We start from the raw sequence: 18,214 nt of genomic DNA, 5'->3' as shown, positions 1-18,214 counted from the left end.
TGCCCTGAGCTACTCGGAGGGTCGCCCCGCTCGCACGGTGTCGGCGGTGGAGGATAGGCTCGAAGGGAGTACATCGAAGTCCACGAAGGGAATGCACATGGTCTACCGGGTTCAAGGCGTTGTGGTGCGCGAGAAGAACGCTCCTGCGACGATCGAGACGATCATTGTTCCCGAGCCCGGGCCGGGGGAGGTCGTGGTCGACGTGCTCACCTGCGGCGTGTGCCACACCGACTACCACTACCAGCAGGGCGGTATCGGCGACGAGTTCCCGTACCTGCTCGGACACGAGTCGACGGCGCGGGTCGCGGTGGTCGGCGACGGTGTGACGGAGGTCGCGGTGGGAGACCGTGTGATCCTGAATTGGCGGGCCGTGTGCGGACAGTGCCGCGCGTGCGCGAAGGGGCAGCCGCAGTACTGCTTCGCGACGCACAACGCAGCGCAGAAGATGACGCTCGAGGACGGCACGGAGCTGTCGGCGGCGCTCGGGATCGGCTCGTTCGCCGAGAAGACGCTCGTCGCCGCCGGCCAGTGCACGAAGATCGACGAAGAGTCTGACGCCGCCGCGGTCGGCCTGCTGGGCTGCGGCATCATGGCCGGCATCGGCGCGGCCATCAACACCGGTGAGATCAAGCGCGGCGAGTCGGTCGCGGTGATCGGCTGCGGCGGTGTCGGCACTGCGGCGATCGCCGGCGCGCAGCTCGCGGGAGCGACGACGATCGTCGCGGTCGATATCGACGACGCGAAGCTCGAGCAGGCGAAGCGCTTCGGCGCGACGCACACCGTGAACTCGCGGACGACCGATCCGGTCGAGGCGATCCAGAACCTCACTGGCGGATTCGGAGCCGACGTGGTGATCGACGCGGTGGGGCGCCCCGAGACCTACCGTCAGGCGTTCTACGCCCGCGATCTCGCGGGCCGCGTGGTGCTCGTGGGTGTGCCGACGCCCGAGATGAAGCTCGAGCTGCCGCTGCTCGACGTCTTCGGGCGGGGCGGATCGCTGAAGTCTTCGTGGTACGGCGACTGCCTGCCGAGTCGCGACTTCCAGATGCTCATCGACCAGTACAAGCTGGGGCGTCTCGATCTCGAGGGCTTCGTCACGGAGCGCATCGGCCTCGGCGAGGTCGAGGAAGCGTTCGGCAAGATGGCCGGGGGCAACGTGCTGCGCTCGGTGGTCGTACTGTGAGCGGGGTCGAGACCGTCGCAAACGGGGCTGCGGGCGCCCGGATCGAGCGCCTGGTCACGAGCGGCACGTTCTCGCTCGACGGCGGCACCTGGGACGTCGACAACAATGTCTGGATCGTGGGCGACGACACCGAGGTGATCGTCATCGATCCCGCGCACGACGCCGCAGCCGTCGCAGCCGCGGTGGGGGATCGCAAGACGCACGCGATCCTGCTGACCCACGGGCACGACGACCACATCCGCGCGGCGCGAGAAGCGGCGGATCTGCTGGGCGCGCCGCTGTGTCTGAACCCGGCGGACCGGATGCTCTGGGACGCGGTCTACGACGACGCGCCCGACCGCGAGATCCTGAACGGCGACGTGTTCGAGGTCGCAGGTGTGCAGCTCACGGCGCTGCACACCCCGGGGCACTCGCCCGGATCGACCTGCTTCCACGCACCTGCGCTGGGCGCGGCGTTCACCGGAGACACGCTGTTCAACGGCGGGCCCGGGGCGACGGGTCGCTCGTACAGCAGCTTCGACACCATCATCGACTCGATCCGCGAGACCCTGTTCGCGCTGCCCGACGAGACGGTGGTGCACACCGGTCACGGCGACTCCACCACCATCGGGGCAGAGAAACCGCACCTCGACGAGTGGATCGCACGCGGGCACTGAGCGGAGCTGCATGACCGAGATGGCTCGGCGGTTCGACCGGATCGTCGTCGGCGGCGGGGCGATGGGGCTGGCGACCGCGTGGCAGCTCGCTCAGCGCGGGATCCGCGTCGCGATGCTGGAGCGGTTCGAGCCGGGGCACACCCGCGGCGCGTCCCACGGTGCGACCCGCAACATGAACAACGCCTACGCCGAGGCGCACTATCTCGACCTCTACGACGAGTCGCTGCGTCTCTACCGCGAGCTCGAGCGGCGGTCCGGGCGCGAACTGCTGACGCTGCGGGGCCTGGTGACCCACGGCGACGAGCGCAAGGTGCTGAGTGCGTACGAGGCACTGCGCGCCCGCGGAGCCGCCGCCGAGATGGTGAGCGCCGCGACGGCCCGCGAGCGGTGGCCCGGCCTGCGCTTCGACACCGACGTGCTCGTGAATCGGGAGGCCGGGCGTATCGATGCGGTTGTCACACTCGAGACGCTCGATGCGCTCGCGCGGAGCGCGGGCGCCGAACTGCTCTACGGCCATCGGGTGCTCGGGATCGAGTCGGGATCCGCGGGTGCGGTGGTGCGCGCCGAGGCCGCCGACGGCGAGCGGATCGAGTTCTCGGCCGAGGGCGCGGTCATCGCGGCTGGGGCCTGGACCGAGTCTCTGCTGGGAGACCTCGTGGAGCTGCCGCGGCTCACGGTCACCGAGGAGCACCCGGCGCACTTCGCGATCAAGCCCGGCATGGAGGGCGCGGACTGGCCGTCCTTCAACCACTTCCTCCACGCTTCCGGCCCGCAGGGCAACCGCGGCAACGTCTACGGCATGCTCACGCCGGGCGAGGGGGTGAAGGTCGGTTTTCATGCGACGGGGGAGCGGATCGACCCCGACGCGCGCGCCTTCCGCGCCACCGACGAGGCGCGCAGTCGACTGCGCGAGCACGTGTCAGAGTGGTTTCCCGGCCTCGATCCCGATTCCGCCCAGGAGATCAGCTGCACCTACACGTCGACCGAGAGCGAGCGCTTCGTGCTCGACCGCAGCGGTTCGCTCACCCTGGGTGCCGGCTTCTCGGGGCAGGGCTTCAAGTTCGTGCCCGCGATCGGTCGTGTGCTGGCCGACGCGACGATGGGCGTCGCGCTCCCGCCAGAGGCGTTCCGCCTCGCCTCCCACCCTTGAGCCGGAGCCGCCCGCCGCGCCCCAACTTCGGATCGCGCCCCTCCTTCGGACGGTTTCCCGCGATTCCCTCCGAATAACGGGCGAGCTCCGAAGTTCGGACGGCGATTCCTTCGGCAGGCCCGGGAAACTCCCCAAAACGCGAGCGGCCCCGGGGACCGTGAGGTCCCCGGGGCCGCTCGCAAGCAGACTTACTTCGCCGCGAAGCGGAAGAGCTTCTTGTTGGCGAACTCGAGCATGCCGACCTTGCCGAGCTCGCGTCCGTAGCCCGACTTCTTCACGCCGCCGAAGGGCACGTCAGCGCCCTCGAGGCCGGCGGCGCCGATGAACACCATGCCCACGTCGAGCTGGTTGCCGACCTGCTCGGCGCGTTCGAGATCGTCGCAGATCACCACGGAACCGAGGCCGTAGGGCGAGGAGTTGGCGAGCTCGATGGCCTCCTCGTCGCTCGACACCTTGTAGAGCTGCGCGACCGGGCCGAAGAGCTCCTGGCTGTAGACGTCCATCGAGGGCGTGATGCCCGACAGCACGGTTGGCTTGTACAGGTTGCCCTCGGGGCTGTTGTCGCCCACGAGCACCTCGGCGCCCTGCTCGATCGCACCCTGCACCTGCGTGGTGAGGGTCTTGGTCGCCTGAGCCGACGACAGCGGACCGAAGTCGTCGCCGTAGCTCTGACCGCCGATCGCCGCGACGAACTTCTCCTTGAACTCGTCGAAGTACTTGTCCATGACCACGATGCGCTTGGAGCCGTTGCAGGCCTGGCCCGTGTTCTCCATGCGGCCGCCCACGGCGTGCTCGACCGCGTGGTCGAGATCGTCGGTGTCGAGCACCAGGAACACGTCCGAGCCGCCCAGCTCGAGCACGCACTTCTTCAGCGCGCGGCCGGCCTGCTCGGCGACGATCGCGCCCGCGCGCTCCGAGCCGGTCAGCGAGACGCCCTGGATGCGATCATCGGCGATGATGCCCTCGATCTGCTCGTGCGTCGCGAACACGTTCACGTAGGCGCCCTCGGGGAAGCCCGCGTCGCGGAACAGCTTCTCGAGCGCGAGCGCCGACTCGGGGCACTGCGCGGCGTGCTTGAGGATGATGGTGTTGCCGAGGATCAGGTTCGGCACCGCGAAACGGGCGACCTGGTAGTAAGGATAGTTCCACGGCATGATGCCGAGGATCACGCCGGTGCCCTGGAAGCGGAGGAAGGTCTTCAGGCCGTCCTCGACCTCGAGCTCCTCATCGGCGAGCCACTTCTCGGCGTTGTCGGCGAATGCCGCGGTGATGGCGCCCGAGAACTCGGCCTCGCCGACGGACTGATCGAGCGGCTTGCCCATCTCGCGATTGATGATCGCGCCCAGCTCGTCCTTGCGCTCCTCGAAGAGCTCGGCAGCGCGCTTCGCCAGCGCGGCTCGCTCGGCGACCGTGGTCTTCCGAGCCCATTCCTTGTAGGCCTTCTGAGCCGAAGCCAGGCCGGCCTCGATCTCTTCGGCCGTCGCGTCGGGGTACTCGGCGACAGTCTCGCCCGTGGCCGGATTGATTACGGCGAAGGTGCCCATAGATGACTCACTCCTTAGTGACGTTCGTCGGGTGTCGGACACTGCCAAGTCTGACACACCTCGATGCCCAGCACTAGCGCGGACACCGACGTTTTCGCGTTGCTCAATCGAAGTTGAGGTATCGATCTCGATAGTGCACGGCTCTGAAAGCTGCGGAATCAGCGTAATAGACTGATGTTCGCAACGGGGCCGCCGGATCCAGCCCGATCATTTCACGACGGGATCCGCTGAAGCAGAGTGAGCGCATGGAGAAACACACGCTGGACAACGCCACCGACACCGGGCACATCCACGTCGGAAAGGGACTCAACGAGGGCGCGCTCGGCGTGGTCGGATCGACCGTCATCGGGCTGGCGTCGACCGCTCCGCTCTACTCGCTCGCGGCGACGCTCGGGTACGTGATCCTCGCCGTCGGCGCCCAGGCTCCGCTCGTCTTCATCATCGCCTGCGTGCCGATGATCTTCGCGGCCTTCGCCTATCAGGAGCTCAATCGCGAGATGCCCGACTGCGGCACGACCTTCGTGTGGGGTACGAAGGGCTTCGGCCCCGTGGTCGGATGGATCGGCGGCTGGGCGGTCGCGGTCTCGGCGATCATGGTCCTGGCGAACGTGGGTGAGATCACCGGCAAGTACTTCTGGCTGCTGCTCGGCAACCAGGAGTTCGCCGACGACCGCGTGATCGTGGTCGCGACGTCGGTCGTGTTCATGGCGATCATGACCTTCGTGAGCACGATCGGCGTGCAGATGGGCGAGCGGCTGCAGATGGTGCTCATGACCATCCAGATCGTCGCGATGGTGCTCTTCGGCGTGCTCGCCCTGTGGCACGCGCTCGACGGCAGCAACCCCGGATCCATCGCCTTCGACTGGCAGTGGTTCAACCCGGCCGAGCTCGCCTCCTGGTCGGGATTCATCGAGGCGGTGCTGCTCGCGCTCTTCATCTACTGGGGCTGGGACACCTGCCTGGCGCTCAACGAGGAGACGAAGAACCCCCGCAAGACCCCGGGCCGAGCAGCCCTGTCGAGCATCGTGGTGCTCATCGTGCTCTACGTCGGCATCTCGGTCGCGGTGATGATGTTCGCGGGCTTCGGCGATACCGGCTACGGTCTCACCAATCCTGAGAGCCTCGACGACGTGTTCTCGGTGCTGGGCGGTGCCCTCTTCGGTCCGTGGGGCTGGTTCCTGATCCTCGGCGTGATGCTCTCGGCAGCGTCGTCGACGCAGACGACGATCCTCCCCACCGCCCGTGGCACGCTCTCGATGGCGGTGTATCGGGCGCTGCCCGCGAAGTTCGCCGAGCTGCACCCCAAGTTCAAGACGCCGTGGTTCTCGACCACGCTCATGGGTGCCGCCGCGATCATCTACTACGTCGGCATGTCGATCCTCTCCGAGGACATGCTCGCCGACTCCCTCACCTCGATGGGCCTCGCGGTCGCCCTCTACTACGCGATCACCTCGTTCGCGTGCCTCTGGTACTTCCGTGACACACTGCGCGACAGCGCACGCAACCTCTGGATGCGCGGGATCCTGCCCGGCCTCGGCGGTCTGATGCTCACCTACGCTTTCGTGCAGTCGGCGATCGACATGTGGAGCACCGATTACAGCGAGACGGTGCTGCTCGGGGTCGGCGGTGCGTTCGTGATCGGGATCGGCGCGATCCTGCTGGGCTTCGTGCTCATGGGCATCTGGTGGCTCCGCCCGAACGCGAAGCCCTTCTTCCGGGGTGAGAGCCTCAACCGAGACACCCCGGTGCTCGTTCCGGACGAGTGAGCCGGGGCTTCGGCGAGTATCCAGCCCTCGAACCGCGCGCGGCGATCCCGATCCCTCACGCGATCCCGAACCGTAACCGGATCTTCTCCCGCGCGTGACGAGGCGTAACAGGCGCGTGACGCTGCTGCGCTGCAATGGGCGGCATGGGCACTCAGGCGGCGATCTCGGGCAGACGGCGGATGATGATTGCGCGAGGTGATTCGCGCGCGGGTGATGGGCGCGGGCCGGTCGCGCGCTCCGCTCCGGCGAGGTGGAAGCGCGCCGCCTCGATCTGGATCGGGATGTATCCCGTCAACGTGGGCGCCTCCTCGGTGATCTCGGTGCTGCCCTGGTGGGGAGAGATGCCGGTGCCGCTGCGGTCGGCGCTCCTGGTCACCGTGCTCGCCCCGCTGATGACCTTCGTCATGATGCCGGCCGTGACGCGAGCGCTGCGACCCTGGCTGCACCGCGATCGTGCGCTCGTCCGAATCGAGCGTTCGCTGCTCGAGGCGCTGGACGCCCGCGCGGGACTGGTACCGGGCGCCGAGCGCGCGGACGACGAAGCGCCGCACGGCTCGCGGTGCTCCCCGGTATCCTGAGGAGCGGACGGGCGCCGACGGGCCGGCCCGCTTCGCGAAGAGAGTGCAGGATCAGGCGATGGAGCATGTCGACACGATCGTGGTGGGCGCCGGCGTCTCGGGGCTCACGGCCGCAAGACTGCTCGCGGCGGCGGGGCACCGCGTCTCGGTGCTCGAGGCGCGAGACCGGATCGGCGGGCGCGTGCACACCGAGCGCGCCGATGGCCGCGTGACCGATCTCGGAGCGTCGTGGATTCACGGCATCGCGCACAGCCCCCTGCACGAGACCACCACTGCGTTCGGCATGCCGGAGGTGGAGTTCACGGTCGGCAGCTACCAGGCGGGCAGGCGCCCGATCGCCTACTACGGACCTGACGGTGCTCGGCTGAGCGCCGCCTCGACGCGCACGGCCTCGACGACGACGCGGTCGAGGGTGACGAGGTGGTGTTCCCCGAGGGCTACGACCGGCTCGCGACGCACCTCGCCGCCGGTCTCGACGTGCGACTCGAGCACGCGGTGTCGCGGGTCGTGCGGCGCTCGGCGGCGATGGTCGGGGCGGCCGATGGGGGTGCTGGAGCGCGATCGGGATCGGCCCCCGCGGTCGAGGTCGAGACGGATCGCGGGGCGTTCGCGGCGAATCACGCGATCGTGACCGTGCCGATCGGGGTGCTGCGCTCGGGCGCGCTCGTCTTCGAGCCGCCGCTGCCGGCTTCCGTCTCGGAGGCGATCTCCGGACTCGAGATGAATGCCTTCGAGAAGGTCTTCCTGCGCTTCCCCGAGCGATTCTGGGACCGCGACGTCTACGCGATCCGCCGTCAGGGCGAAGCCGCCGCCTGGTGGCACTCCTGGTACGACCTCACGGCGCTGCACGGCGAGCCGACGCTGCTCACCTTCGCCGCGGGCGAGTGCGCGAAGCAAATCCGGGACTGGCCCGATGACCGCGTGGTGGCGTCGGTCATGGATTCGCTGCGGGGCATCTACGGGGCGGGGGCGCCCGACCCGTCGCACGCCGTAGTCACGCACTGGCAACAGGACCCGTGGGCGGGCGGGGGAGCCTACGCGTACATGACGCTGGGCTCTCGGCCCGAGGACCACGACCTCATCGCCACCCCGATCGACAGCGTGCTGCACCTGGCGGGGGAGGCGACGTGGACCGAGGATCCCGCCACGGTCAGCGCCGCACTCGAATCCGGGCACCGGGCGGCCGAACGGGTGCTCGGCCGCGAGCTGCCCTACAGCTCGCTCTTCGGCGGTGGCGACGGCTGCTGAGGGGGCGGGGGCGTCTGAGCAGGCGGAGGCGTCTGCGCGGGAGGCTCCGTGTGGGCCGGTGGCACCTGCTGGGCGTCGGCCGCGTGCGGCCGGGAACCTGCTGCCGGTGATGCGCCGGTGCCGGGACCACGGTTCTCGCCGTGCGTCGGGTTCTGAAGCGGTTCGGCGCGTCGAACTCGTCGCCGGCGCACCGCCCGCACGATGAGCACGACCGCGAGCGCCACGATCGCGGCGACGAGCAGCCAGGGCAGCAGGATGCCCGCGAGCACGAGCGCCCCCGCGGCGGCGGAGCCGAGCGAGCCGAAGCCCGCGAGCAGCCCCTCCCAGAAGTTCGCCGGACCGCCGCCCGGCAGCGCCGCACGGGTCTGCAGCGAGACGTGGATCGTGGCCTCGTCGACCTGACCCTCCAGCGACTTCAGCTGAGCGCGGAGGCCATCGAGCTCCTGCTGCCGCTGCGACAGCGCGGCCTCCGCCTCGAGCAGCTCGCTCGTGGTGTCGGCGCCGGCCATCAGGTTGCTGAGGCGCTCGACCGACTTCTCGAGCGCCTCGACGCGGGCCTGCAGATCGACATGCTCTGTCGTCACATCGAGTTCGGAGCGGCTCTGCGAGCGCACCTCGCCCACCTTGGCGAGCGCCTCGAGCGTTTCATCGAGGTGATCCTCGGGCACCCGCAGCGTCACATCGGCGCCGCCGGAGGCGTCACCGTTCGCCCGCATCACCGTGGAGGACTCCACGCTGCCGCCGTGCTGCCTCGCGACCTCGGCGACACGGTCGGCAGCCTCGCCGGGATCATCGACCTCGAGCGAGAGGTCCGCCGTGCGGATCACGGATCGCTCGGCACTACTGCCGGCAGTCTCGCCGGTGCCGGGCGCCGCCACGCCACCGGCCTCTCCGTCGGCGCTCCGCGAGTCGAGCTCCGTGTGCGGTGCGGAGGCGTCCGGGATGCTGGAGGCCCCACCCGAACCCGGCAGCGCCGAGCACGCCGTCAACGGGAGGAAGAGCGCGGCGGCGAGCACGATCGGCAGAGTGAGGCGACGTTTCATGCCGTCACCCTACGATGCCGAGGTCGTGCGATCCATCCGCTTGAGCTGCGGTGCGCCTGTGCGTGGCGAGATCGTTATCTGAGTCTGAGTCTGAGTCTGAGTCTGAGTCTGAGTCTGAGTCTGAGTCTGCGGCTGCGGTGTCGAGACCCGTCAGTTGAGCGGGATGGTCAGGGTGCCGGTCTCGGGCGGCGGCTCGATGGTGCGGCCCTTGAGATCCGGAATCCAGCGGACCGAAGCCAGCGAGATCAGCGCCGCGGTCAGCAGCATCAGCGCCGCCACCAGGATCGCGCCGCGGGCGTTCAACACATCGATCGCCACACCGCCGAGCGCGGAGCCCATCGCGACACCCACCAGCTGACCCATGCCGACCCACCCGTACGCTTCTGCGGTCTCGGAGAACTTCACGGTCGACGCGACGATATTCGACAGCGCCGCGAACGCGGGCGCCGTGCCGAGGCCGCCGAGGAAGAGCACGATGCTCAGCCACCAGATGTTCAGGCTCACCATCGCGGCGAGCATGCCGGCCAGCACGATGCCGATGCGGAGCGCGAGCGACCAGGGGCGCATCTCGCGGTGTCCCATGAGCAGGCCGCCGACGAGCGATCCTCCGGCGAAGAGCGCGAGCACGATGCCCGACTCGATGCTGCCGTGGCCGCCGGATCCATCGTGTCCGTCACCGGCGAAAGCCGCGACGACGCCCGCCTCGACCGCCGACATGGAAGCGACGAAGAAGAGGCCGACCACGGTCGAGATGACCACGGTCGGATAGCGCAGCACGGCGCCGAACCGGTGCTTCGAGGGCTTCAGCTTCACGGACCCCACGGCCGGGCTCATGATGAACCAGGCGCCGCCGAGCAGCATGAAAGCGGCCGCGACGCAGAGGCCGGCCGTCGTGCCGAGCTGCGAAGAGACGAACACCGCCACCACCGGGCCCAGCACCCAGATGATCTCCTGGGCCGACGCGTCGAGCGAGAACAGGGCGGAGAGCTGCTTGCTGGGCACCAGCTTCGGGTACAGCGTGCGCACGGCCGGGGTGACCGGGGGCGTGGTCACTCCGATGAGGAAGGCGATACCCGCCACGGTCGCGAGCGGCAGGTGCACGAACGCGATGGTCACCAGCAGCGCCGTGCAGATGAGTGAGGTCGAGGCCAGGACGGGGCGCATGCCGAAGCGGCCCATGATGCGTCCGCTGAGCGGGCCCGAGATGGCCTGCCCGATGCTCTGCGCCGCCAGGACGATGCCCGCCGACGTGAAGTCGCCGAAGGCCAACTGGATGTGCAGCAGCAGAATGATCGAGAGCATCCCGAACGGGAATCGGGCGAGCAACTGCGAAACCAGTACGCGGACGACCCCCGGTTGTTGCGCCAATGCCCCGTAAATGCCCATCAGATCAGTATATGGCGGGTATCCGTTTCGTACAGGGCGGTCGGCAACGAAATCAGGGGTGAATAGCGCGTGCCGGTGCCGATACCGTGAGGGGCGGCCGAGCCCGGCCGCCCCGGGGGCGTTACATCGCGGAGCTGGTCGAGTAGATCGCCCCGCCCTGAGCGCGGCGTCCGCTGCGGCGCTGCCCGCGCGGGGCGTCGCCGCGCTGCGACTGCGAACCCTGCGACTGGCCGCCCTGGCCGCGGCCGCCCTGCTGGGTCGAGCGGCCCCGGCCACCTCCCTGCTGCGCGCCTCCCTGCTGCGCGCCGCTGCGATCCGTGCGCTGGCGCTGGCCGCCCTGGCCGTTCCGGGACTGGCCCGAGCGCTCCTGACCGCCCGCTCCCTGCCCCTGACCGCCGCTGCGGCCGCGGCCGCCGCGCGAGCGCTTGCGCTTCGCATTGGCGCCCGTCGACTTGCCCTCGCCGGCGGGGGCGTGCCCGGCGGCGCGCTGCTGCGCAGCCTGAGCCTCGGCGCGCTTGCGCTCGGTCTCGCGCGGGTCGACGCGCGGCGCGACCTCGCCGATGAGCGAGAGGACCTCGGGATCGACGTTCTGAGCCATCGGGTTCACCTGCTTGGGGGTGACCCGGATCTTCGCGGCGCGCATGATCTGCTTCATCTCGCCGCGCTGCTCGGGCAGCACGAGAGTGACGACGTCGCCCTCGTTGCCGGCGCGAGCGGTGCGCCCGGAGCGGTGCAGGTACGCCTTGTGCTCGACGGGCGGATCGACGTGCACCACCAGATCGACGCCGTCGACGTGCACGCCGCGTGCGGCGACGTCGGTCGCGACGAGCACCTTCGCGTCGCCCGACACGAACTCGGCCAGGTTGCGATCGCGGGCGTTCTGGGACAGGTTGCCCTGAAGCTCGACGGCGGGGATGCCGGCCGCGGTGAGCTGCTTCGCGAGCTTCTTCGCCTGGTGCTTCATGCGCGTGAAGAAGATGCGGCGCGCGGTGCCGCTCGCGAGCGCCTCGATGAGCGCATCCTTCTGCGCCTTGCCCGCCACCTCGAAGACGTGGTGGGTGAGCTGGGGCACGGGGCTCTCGGCGCTGTCGACGGAGTGCAGGATCGGGTCGTGCAGGTACTTCTTGACGATGTTGTCGACCCCGTTGTCGAGGGTCGCGCTGAAGAGCAGGCGCTGGCCGACCTTCGGGGTCTTGTTGAGGATTCGGGTGACGACGGGCAGGAAGCCCATATCGGCCATGTGATCGGCCTCGTCGAGCACGGTGATCTCGACGCCGTCGAGGTGCACGAGGCCCTGCTTCATGAGGTCGTCGAGGCGGCCCGGAGCCGCCACGACGATGTCGACGCCGGCCTCGAGCGCGGCCTCCTGCCGGCGCTGGGGGATGCCGCCGAAGATGGTGGTCACCTTGACGCCGACCGGGTCGGCGAGCATCTTGACGGTCTCGGCGATCTGGGTGACGAGTTCGCGGGTCGGTGCGAGCACGATGCCGCGGGGGCGGCTGGGCCGGCGCTTCGAGGCGGCATCGGCGGCGAGGTTGGCGACGAGCGGGATGCCGAAGGCGATCGTCTTGCCCGAGCCGGTGCGGCCGCGGCCGAGCACGTCGCGGCCGGCGAGCGTGTCGGGCAGCGTGTCGCGCTGGATCGGGAACGGGGAGCTCTTGCCGTTCTTGTCGAGCGCGTGCGCGATGGGCGCGGGAACGCCGAGCGATTCGAACGTGGGTGCAGTGGTGTCGGTCACGTGGACCTTTCTTTCTGTGCAGCGGGCGACGGCGGGCGCCCGGGCCGGGCATCACCGGATGCCGGCGGGCCGGAGGCCGTGCGTCGCTGCTGTATCGGCGAGTGCGCGGGATCGCGCATCCGTTCGCCGCGGAGAGTCGCGGTGCCGTGGCACCGGTGCGGATCGCCGGGCTGCGAGAGTCGAGCCGGGGATCACGCTTGAAAATCAGCGACGATGGGGTCGAACTCGGTCGACCCGTGAGGTCCACTCTACCCGACACCGCTGCGAACCGCCCCCGAGATACGGATCTCGCACGCCCAGTCGCGAGCAGGCCTGTGAAATCCGTATCTCGACGCAGCCATCCGCATGATCTGGCATGATCGCTCCATGGGACGCATTACGATCCGGGATTTCCACGACGACGACCTCGACGCGGTCGTGCAGCTCTGGTGGGAGGCGCGATCCTCCGCTGAGCAGCCGGTCTACTCGCTCGCCGAGGTGACCGCCTCCTGCCGCGAGGATCACGCCGTGGTCGCCGTGCGCGACGAGAAGGTCGTCGCCGCGGCGGTGGGGCGGGCCGCCCACGCGCAGGGCTGGGTCGTGTTCTTCGGGGTCGCCGAGGAATCGCGCTCGGGCAATGTCTCGGGGGCGCTGCTCGACGCGCTCGAGCGCAAGATGGCGCCGCTCGGCCTCTCGACGCTGTCGGTGCTGATGCCCGAGGGCAGCCGTCTCGACCTGCTCACGTCGAACGGATTCCAGGTGCGGCACAGCCTGCGCTATCTCGAGCGGCAGATGCCGGTGCAGCGGCGCGAGCTCGATCTGCTGAAGGACGTGGGAGGCAGGATCCTGCCCCGCCATCTGTGGGAGAACGTCGCGGGCATGCGCCGCGAGAAGCAGCTGCTCGAGGAGCGCCTCGTGGCCCCGCTCGCGCAGCCCGACCTGGCGGATCGCTACGGTGTCGTGCCGCCGCACGCCGTGATGCTGTTCGGCCCTCCGGGCACCGGCAAGACGACGTTCGCGAAGGCCGTCGCCTCGAGGCTCGACTGGCCCTTCGTGGAGGTCTTCCCCTCGCGTCTGGGCGACGGGAAGACGAGCATGGCGGCCTCGCTGCGCGGTATCTTCGAGCAGATCGGCGAGCTCGAGCACGGGGTCGTGTTCATCGACGAGGTGGAGGAGATCGCGTCGCAGCGCAGCGATCCGCCCACTCCGACGCAGGGCGTGACGAACGAGCTGCTCAAGATCGTCGCCGATTTCCGTGCGCGCGAGGGCCTGCTGCTGGTGTGCGCCACGAACTTCGTGCGCGGACTCGACGCCGCGTTCCTGCGCCACGGCCGGTTCGACTACGTGCTGCCGATCGGGCTGCCCGACGACGAGGCGCGCGAGGCGATCTGGCGGCGGTACGTGCCGCCGCAGGTCGCGAACGGCATCGATTTCGCGAGGCTGGTCTCCGAAAGCGCGGGGCTCACTCCCGCCGATATCGAGTACGCGGCCAGGCGGGCGTCGCAGGAGGCGCTCGCGCGGGCGCTGCGGGCGCCGGACGACGCGGCCGGATCCCGCACCGACCTCTCGACCGACGACTACCTGGCGGCGCTCGCCGTGACGCGCGCGACGGTGTCGGAGGCGCAGCTGACGACCTTCCTGGAGGACATCGAGACGCTCGCGCGGCTGTAGCCGGTATCCGCACGCGGTACAGCAGCGCCGCAGGGCCGCTGCTGTCGCGCTACCGTCATACTGAGTGCGGGGATCCGCGGAACTGAATCAGTGGCGGCCATGCCGTGGCAGCGGAGGGATGCACCGAATCTTCGTTGTTCCCGCCGCCGATGCCGGGCTCGCCCCGGCGCGCTCTCGCGGACTGCGTGAAGATTGGTCGCGTCTTCCACGGATTCCGCACCCCAGCCGTGTGCGCGGCCCTCGCCCCGCGCCCAGGATGGAGTGAGTACACGGACCGAAGGCGAGTGCAAAGGAGCAACGTGACATCGACGACACGCATGATTCACCTTGGTCGGAAGGAACGGCCGAAGCGTGGATCGCTGCTGCTGCTCATCCCGGGAGTGGCATCGGTGGTGCTGCTCGGGATCCTCCCGCTGTTCATCGTGGCACGTAATAGTTTCGCGGTCGCCGACGACTACGGAGGGATCACGGGCGGCTTCACGATCGAGCACTACGCCAAACTGCTCGATCCCGTTTACTCGAAGACACTGTTGTTCTCGCTCGGGCTCGGTCTGCTGAACACCGTCGTGTGCATCGTGGTCGGCTACCTGACCTCGTACTACATCGTCTCGCGGCCCGAGGGCAGGCAGGGTCTGCTCCTGCTGCTCATCATCATCCCCTTCTGGACGGACTTCCTCGTTCGCACATTCGCGTGGATCACGATCCTCGGATCGGGAGGCCCTATAGCCGGGCTGCTCGGGATATTCGGGGTCACCGGGTTCTCGATGATCCCGAGCAACGTCGCCGTCGTGCTCGGCCTGCTGTACGCCTTCTTGCCGACCGCGATCTTCCCGATCTACGCGTCCATGCGCTCGATCGATCCCTCGCTCAAGGAGGCGGCGACGGACCTCGGCTGCACCTGGTGGGGTGTGCACCGGCGGGTGATCCTGCCGCTCAGCCGGCCGGGGATCCTCGGAGCCGCTCTGCTCACCTTCATCCCCACGATGGGCGTCTTCGTGATCCCGGTGCTGCTCGGAGGCGGGAAGGATCCGCTCGTCGGCAACCTGATCGTCACGCTCTACACCGAGTTCCGCAATCAGCCGATGGGCGCGGCCGTATCGATGGTGCTGCTGGTGCTCATGGTGCTCTCGATGGGCCTGATCGGGCTCCTGATGAAGCGCACGTCGAACAAGAAAGGGGCGTAGCCCGTGGACCGAATCGTGAACGGCATCGCCCGCGCCGTCTTCGTCTTCCTCTACCTGCCCATCGCCGCCGTGATCGTCTACTCGTTCAACGCCGCGGGTACGAACACCCGCTTCGAGGGGCTCACCCTGCAGTGGTACGTCGACCTGTTCCAGGACGGAGCGCTCATGCAGACGCTCCGCACCAGCGCTGTCGTAGCCGTTCTGGCCGCGACCGTGGCGACGATCGTCGGGATCATGTTCGCCCTCGGCATGGCGCGCTATCGCGGCCGCGGCAAGGGCGGACTGCTCGCGCTCATCGCGCTGCCCCTCGTCGTGCCCGAGATCGTGCTCGGTGTGGCACTGCTGAGCGTGTTCAGCGCGACGAAGATCCCGCTCGGCATTCTGACGCTCGTGCTCGGCCACCTCATCGTCTCGCTGCCCCTCGCGACGCTCGTGCTCATGAGCTCCGCCGCCATGCTCGACCCGAGCCTGCCCGAGGCCGCGACGGACCTCGGGTGCACCCCCTGGCAGACCTTCACCCGCGTCTACTTCCCGCTGCTGAGGCCCGCGGTCGTCGCGGCTTGGCTGCTGAGCTTCACGACGTCGTTCAGCAACATCGTGATGTCGACCTTCCTCAGCGGAGTCGGATCCACCACCCTGCCGCTGCGGATCTATTCGAGCCTGAAGACGGGCCTCACCCCGAGCATCAACGCGCTCGGCGCCCTGCTGATCCTGCTCACCCTCGTGATCGTGCTCGCCGTCGGTGTGACGCAGATGCGCCGCATCCTCGTCGACTCGCGCTCGTAACACCCCGGAACTCGCACCACCTCGCTCCATCGAAAGGAACACCGACATGAAGAAGAAGACTCTCGCAGCCGCCGGCATCGTCGCCGCGCTGGCGCTCACCGGGTGCAGCGGCGGCTCGGAGGGCGGCTCCACCGAACTCAACGTCTACGCCTGGGCAGACGAGATCCCGCAGAGCGTGTTCGACGCCTTCACGGAGGAGACCGGCATCAAGGTCAACGTCGACAGCTTCGACAGCAACGAAACCATGATCTCGAAGCTCGCTGCGGGCAACTCGGGCTACGACATCATCGAGCCGAGCCAGTACGCCGTGCAGCAGCTCGTGGGCCAGGAACTGATCGAACCGCTCGACAAGGAGAAGATCGAGGGCATCGACAATATCGCCTCGACGTTCGCCGATCCCACCTACGACCCCGGTCTCGAGTACTCGGTGCCGTGGGTGTGGGGCACCACCGGACTGCTGTACAACTCGGAATGCACCGGCGGCGAGGAGATCACGAGCTGGAAGTCGCTCTTCGATCCCAAGTGGGACGGCAAGGTGAACATGCTCGACAACATGCTCGCCGCCTACATCGCCGGTCTGCAGGTCAACGGCTTCGACGCCGATAGCACGGACGAGCAGGAGATCGCCAAGGCCACCGAATCGCTCATCGAGCAGAAGAGGATGCTCGCAGGGTACAACTCCACCAACTACGGGGAGCTCGTCGCGAACGGCGACGTCTGCATCTCCGAGGCCTGGGGCGGCACCAGCACCGCGAAGATCGTCGAGGACAACGAGAACGTGCACTACGTGATCCCCGAGGAGGGCGGCAGCCTCTGGGTCGACGGCCTGGCGATCGCGAAGGGCGCTCCGAACCAGGAGGCCGCGTACGAGTTCATCAACTTCCTGCTGCGACCCGAGATCGCGGCGATGGCCACGAACGACGGCGGGCTCGCGAGTGCGAACCAGGCCGCACAGGAGCACGTGACGGACCAGGGCCTCCTCGCGAACGCGGCCGTCTACGCCTCGGAGGAGCAGGTGGCCAACGCCGACTTCATCGTCGACCCCGGTGCCGCGATGAAGTTCTACCAGGACGGCTGGACCCGGGTGAAGGCCTCCTGACCTTCAGGCGCAACGGCAGCTTCGAGCGAACAGCGATTGGGATCATGAATACGCACAACACGACAACTACTGCGCCGGCCGTCGAGATCGAGGGCCTCTCGAAGAGCTTCGGCGGGCACCTCGCGGTGCACCCGCTCGATCTCGAGATCCGTGAGAACGAGTTCTTCTCGATCCTCGGTCCCTCCGGCTGCGGCAAGACGACGCTCATGCGCATGATCACCGGTTTCGAGACGCCGACCGGGGGGCGGGTGCGGCTCGGCGGCGTCGATGTCACGGACGCGCCGACGCGCAACCGCGACCTCAACATGCTGTTCCAGAGCTACGCGCTGTTCCCCCATCTGACCGTGTTCGACAACGTGGTGTTCGAACTGCGGGTACGTCGTGTGCCCAAGGCGGAGGCCGATCGGCGGGCGAAGGAGGCGCTCGAGCTCGTCAGGCTCGCCCACCTCGGGGATCGGAAGCCGGATCAGCTCTCGGGCGGTCAGCGGCAGCGGGTCGCGCTCGCCCGGGCGGTGGTCTCTGGACCCAAGGTGGTGCTGCTCGACGAACCGCTCGGCGCGCTCGACCAGCAGCTCCGGAAGGAGATGCAGTACGAGCTCAAACGGATGCAGCGCGAGGTCGGCATCACATTCATCTATGTGACGCACGACCAGGAGGAAGCGCTCACCATGTCGGACCGTATCGCCGTCATGTCCGAGGGCGTCGTGCAGCAGGTCGCGGGGCCGGAGGACATCTACAACCGGCCCGAGACGCGCTTCGTGGCGGGTTTCATCGGCAGCTGCAACCTGCTCGATGTGACGGTGCCGGCCGGCTCCGCGGGCCAACAGGTGGGCGCCGCGGCCGAGGGCATCGGTGTTCTCCCGGCCGTGCTGGCAGAGGACGTGCATCGCGAACAGGCGGGGACCCTGCTGCTGCGGCCCGAACGCATCGAGGTACGTCGCGGCGCGGGTGCCGCGGACGAGGGGATCACCGGCACGGTGGAGACGCTCACCTTTCTGGGAGAGGAGTGGCACGTGCATCTCGCCGTCGGCGGGCATTCGATCAAGGTGTCGCTGTCGAGCCTCGTGAAGGAGCGGGATCTGCCCGGCCTCGCCGTCGGCGAGGAGCTCCGCATCGGCTGGCGCCCCGAAGATGCGCGCATCGTGATCCGCTGATCCTGCCGCTCCTGAGCTCCTGCCGACAGACACAGAAATACGATCCGAG

General features: G+C 68.7%; 16 protein-coding genes and 1 pseudogene. 12 read left to right on the top strand and 5 right to left on the bottom strand.

The features are described from left to right. Window positions 1-97: 97 nt before the first annotated feature. From AC0KXF_RS08005 to AC0KXF_RS07995, 3 genes are read left to right on the top strand one after another with little or no spacing between them, the layout of a single operon-like run. A complete protein-coding gene (locus AC0KXF_RS08005) occupies window positions 98-1,183 on the top strand; it encodes an S-(hydroxymethyl)mycothiol dehydrogenase (RefSeq protein ID WP_473108676.1) in 1,086 nt (361 codons plus the stop codon). Continuing rightward, on the top strand, window positions 1,180-1,839 hold the full coding sequence (locus tag AC0KXF_RS08000) for an MBL fold metallo-hydrolase (RefSeq protein ID WP_473108675.1): 660 nt from the start codon (window positions 1,180-1,182) through the stop codon (window positions 1,837-1,839). The genes AC0KXF_RS08005 and AC0KXF_RS08000 overlap by 4 nt, the downstream gene beginning before the upstream one ends. Window positions 1,840-1,849: 10 nt before the next feature. Next, window positions 1,850-2,989: an FAD-dependent oxidoreductase gene (locus AC0KXF_RS07995; RefSeq protein WP_473108674.1), complete on the top strand. Its 1,140-nt coding sequence runs from the start codon at window positions 1,850-1,852 to the stop codon at window positions 2,987-2,989. Window positions 2,990-3,177: 188 nt separating this feature from the next. Here the strand turns inward: AC0KXF_RS07995 and AC0KXF_RS07990 are convergent, their stop codons facing one another. Further along, window positions 3,178-4,533: an NAD-dependent succinate-semialdehyde dehydrogenase gene (locus AC0KXF_RS07990; RefSeq protein ID WP_473108673.1), complete on the bottom strand. Its 1,356-nt coding sequence runs from the start codon at window positions 4,531-4,533 to the stop codon at window positions 3,178-3,180. A 245-nt stretch (window positions 4,534-4,778) separates the two neighbouring features. On the opposite strand from AC0KXF_RS07990, the gene AC0KXF_RS07985 reads away from it, so the two are divergent. Next, the gene (locus AC0KXF_RS07985) at window positions 4,779-6,299 is read left to right on the top strand and encodes an APC family permease (protein WP_473108672.1); all 1,521 of its coding nucleotides are present in this window, start codon (window positions 4,779-4,781) and stop codon (window positions 6,297-6,299) included. A gap of 151 nt (window positions 6,300-6,450) precedes the next feature. On the opposite strand, the gene AC0KXF_RS07980 is transcribed toward AC0KXF_RS07985, so the two are convergent. Then, complete coding sequence (locus AC0KXF_RS07980; RefSeq protein WP_473108671.1) at window positions 6,451-6,594, bottom strand: hypothetical protein; 144 nt, start codon at window positions 6,592-6,594, stop codon at window positions 6,451-6,453. Window position 6,595: 1 nt separating this feature from the next. Between AC0KXF_RS07980 and AC0KXF_RS07975 the strand changes: the two genes are divergently transcribed. From AC0KXF_RS07975 to AC0KXF_RS07965, 3 genes and pseudogenes are all read left to right on the top strand, one after another. After that, window positions 6,596-6,877, top strand: a complete 282-nt coding sequence (locus AC0KXF_RS07975; RefSeq protein ID WP_473110098.1) for a hypothetical protein — start codon at window positions 6,596-6,598, stop codon at window positions 6,875-6,877. A 58-nt stretch (window positions 6,878-6,935) separates the two neighbouring features. Beyond that, window positions 6,936-7,118 (top strand): annotated as a pseudogene (locus tag AC0KXF_RS07970) (FAD-dependent oxidoreductase); the annotation flags it as partial. Between the two features lie 179 nt (window positions 7,119-7,297). Then, the gene (locus tag AC0KXF_RS07965; protein ID WP_473108669.1) at window positions 7,298-8,125 is read left to right on the top strand and encodes a flavin monoamine oxidase family protein; all 828 of its coding nucleotides are present in this window, start codon (window positions 7,298-7,300) and stop codon (window positions 8,123-8,125) included. Here AC0KXF_RS07965 and AC0KXF_RS07960 read toward each other — a convergent pair. From AC0KXF_RS07960 to AC0KXF_RS07950, 3 genes are all read right to left on the bottom strand, one after another. Further along, entirely contained in the window at window positions 8,089-9,168 is a 1,080-nt protein-coding gene (locus AC0KXF_RS07960; RefSeq protein ID WP_473108668.1) for a DUF4349 domain-containing protein, read from the bottom strand. The two genes, AC0KXF_RS07965 and AC0KXF_RS07960, sit on opposite strands and share 37 nt — an antisense overlap. Window positions 9,169-9,318: 150 nt before the next feature. Next, window positions 9,319-10,554: an MFS transporter gene (locus tag AC0KXF_RS07955; protein ID WP_473108667.1), complete on the bottom strand. Its 1,236-nt coding sequence runs from the start codon at window positions 10,552-10,554 to the stop codon at window positions 9,319-9,321. Window positions 10,555-10,675: 121 nt separating this feature from the next. Continuing rightward, the gene (locus AC0KXF_RS07950; protein ID WP_473108666.1) at window positions 10,676-12,292 is read right to left on the bottom strand and encodes a DEAD/DEAH box helicase; all 1,617 of its coding nucleotides are present in this window, start codon (window positions 12,290-12,292) and stop codon (window positions 10,676-10,678) included. A 366-nt stretch (window positions 12,293-12,658) separates the two neighbouring features. Between AC0KXF_RS07950 and AC0KXF_RS07945 the strand changes: the two genes are divergently transcribed. From AC0KXF_RS07945 to AC0KXF_RS07925, 5 genes are all read left to right on the top strand, one after another. Beyond that, window positions 12,659-13,942, top strand: coding sequence for an ATP-binding protein (locus AC0KXF_RS07945; RefSeq protein ID WP_473108665.1), 1,284 nt, complete (start codon window positions 12,659-12,661; stop codon window positions 13,940-13,942). 299 nt (window positions 13,943-14,241) lie between these two features. Continuing rightward, on the top strand, window positions 14,242-15,126 hold the full coding sequence (locus AC0KXF_RS07940) for an ABC transporter permease (protein WP_473108664.1): 885 nt from the start codon (window positions 14,242-14,244) through the stop codon (window positions 15,124-15,126). Between the two features lie 3 nt (window positions 15,127-15,129). Beyond that, window positions 15,130-15,912, top strand: coding sequence for an ABC transporter permease (locus AC0KXF_RS07935; protein ID WP_473108663.1), 783 nt, complete (start codon window positions 15,130-15,132; stop codon window positions 15,910-15,912). 46 nt (window positions 15,913-15,958) lie between these two features. Beyond that, a complete protein-coding gene (locus AC0KXF_RS07930; RefSeq protein ID WP_473108662.1) occupies window positions 15,959-17,011 on the top strand; it encodes an ABC transporter substrate-binding protein in 1,053 nt (350 codons plus the stop codon). Window positions 17,012-17,055: 44 nt separating this feature from the next. Next, the gene (locus tag AC0KXF_RS07925; RefSeq protein WP_473108661.1) at window positions 17,056-18,165 is read left to right on the top strand and encodes an ABC transporter ATP-binding protein; all 1,110 of its coding nucleotides are present in this window, start codon (window positions 17,056-17,058) and stop codon (window positions 18,163-18,165) included. Window positions 18,166-18,214: the final 49 nt, after the last annotated feature.

Source organism: Leucobacter holotrichiae, assembly GCF_055791005.1.
This window is presented reverse-complemented; position numbering and strand designations above follow the sequence as displayed.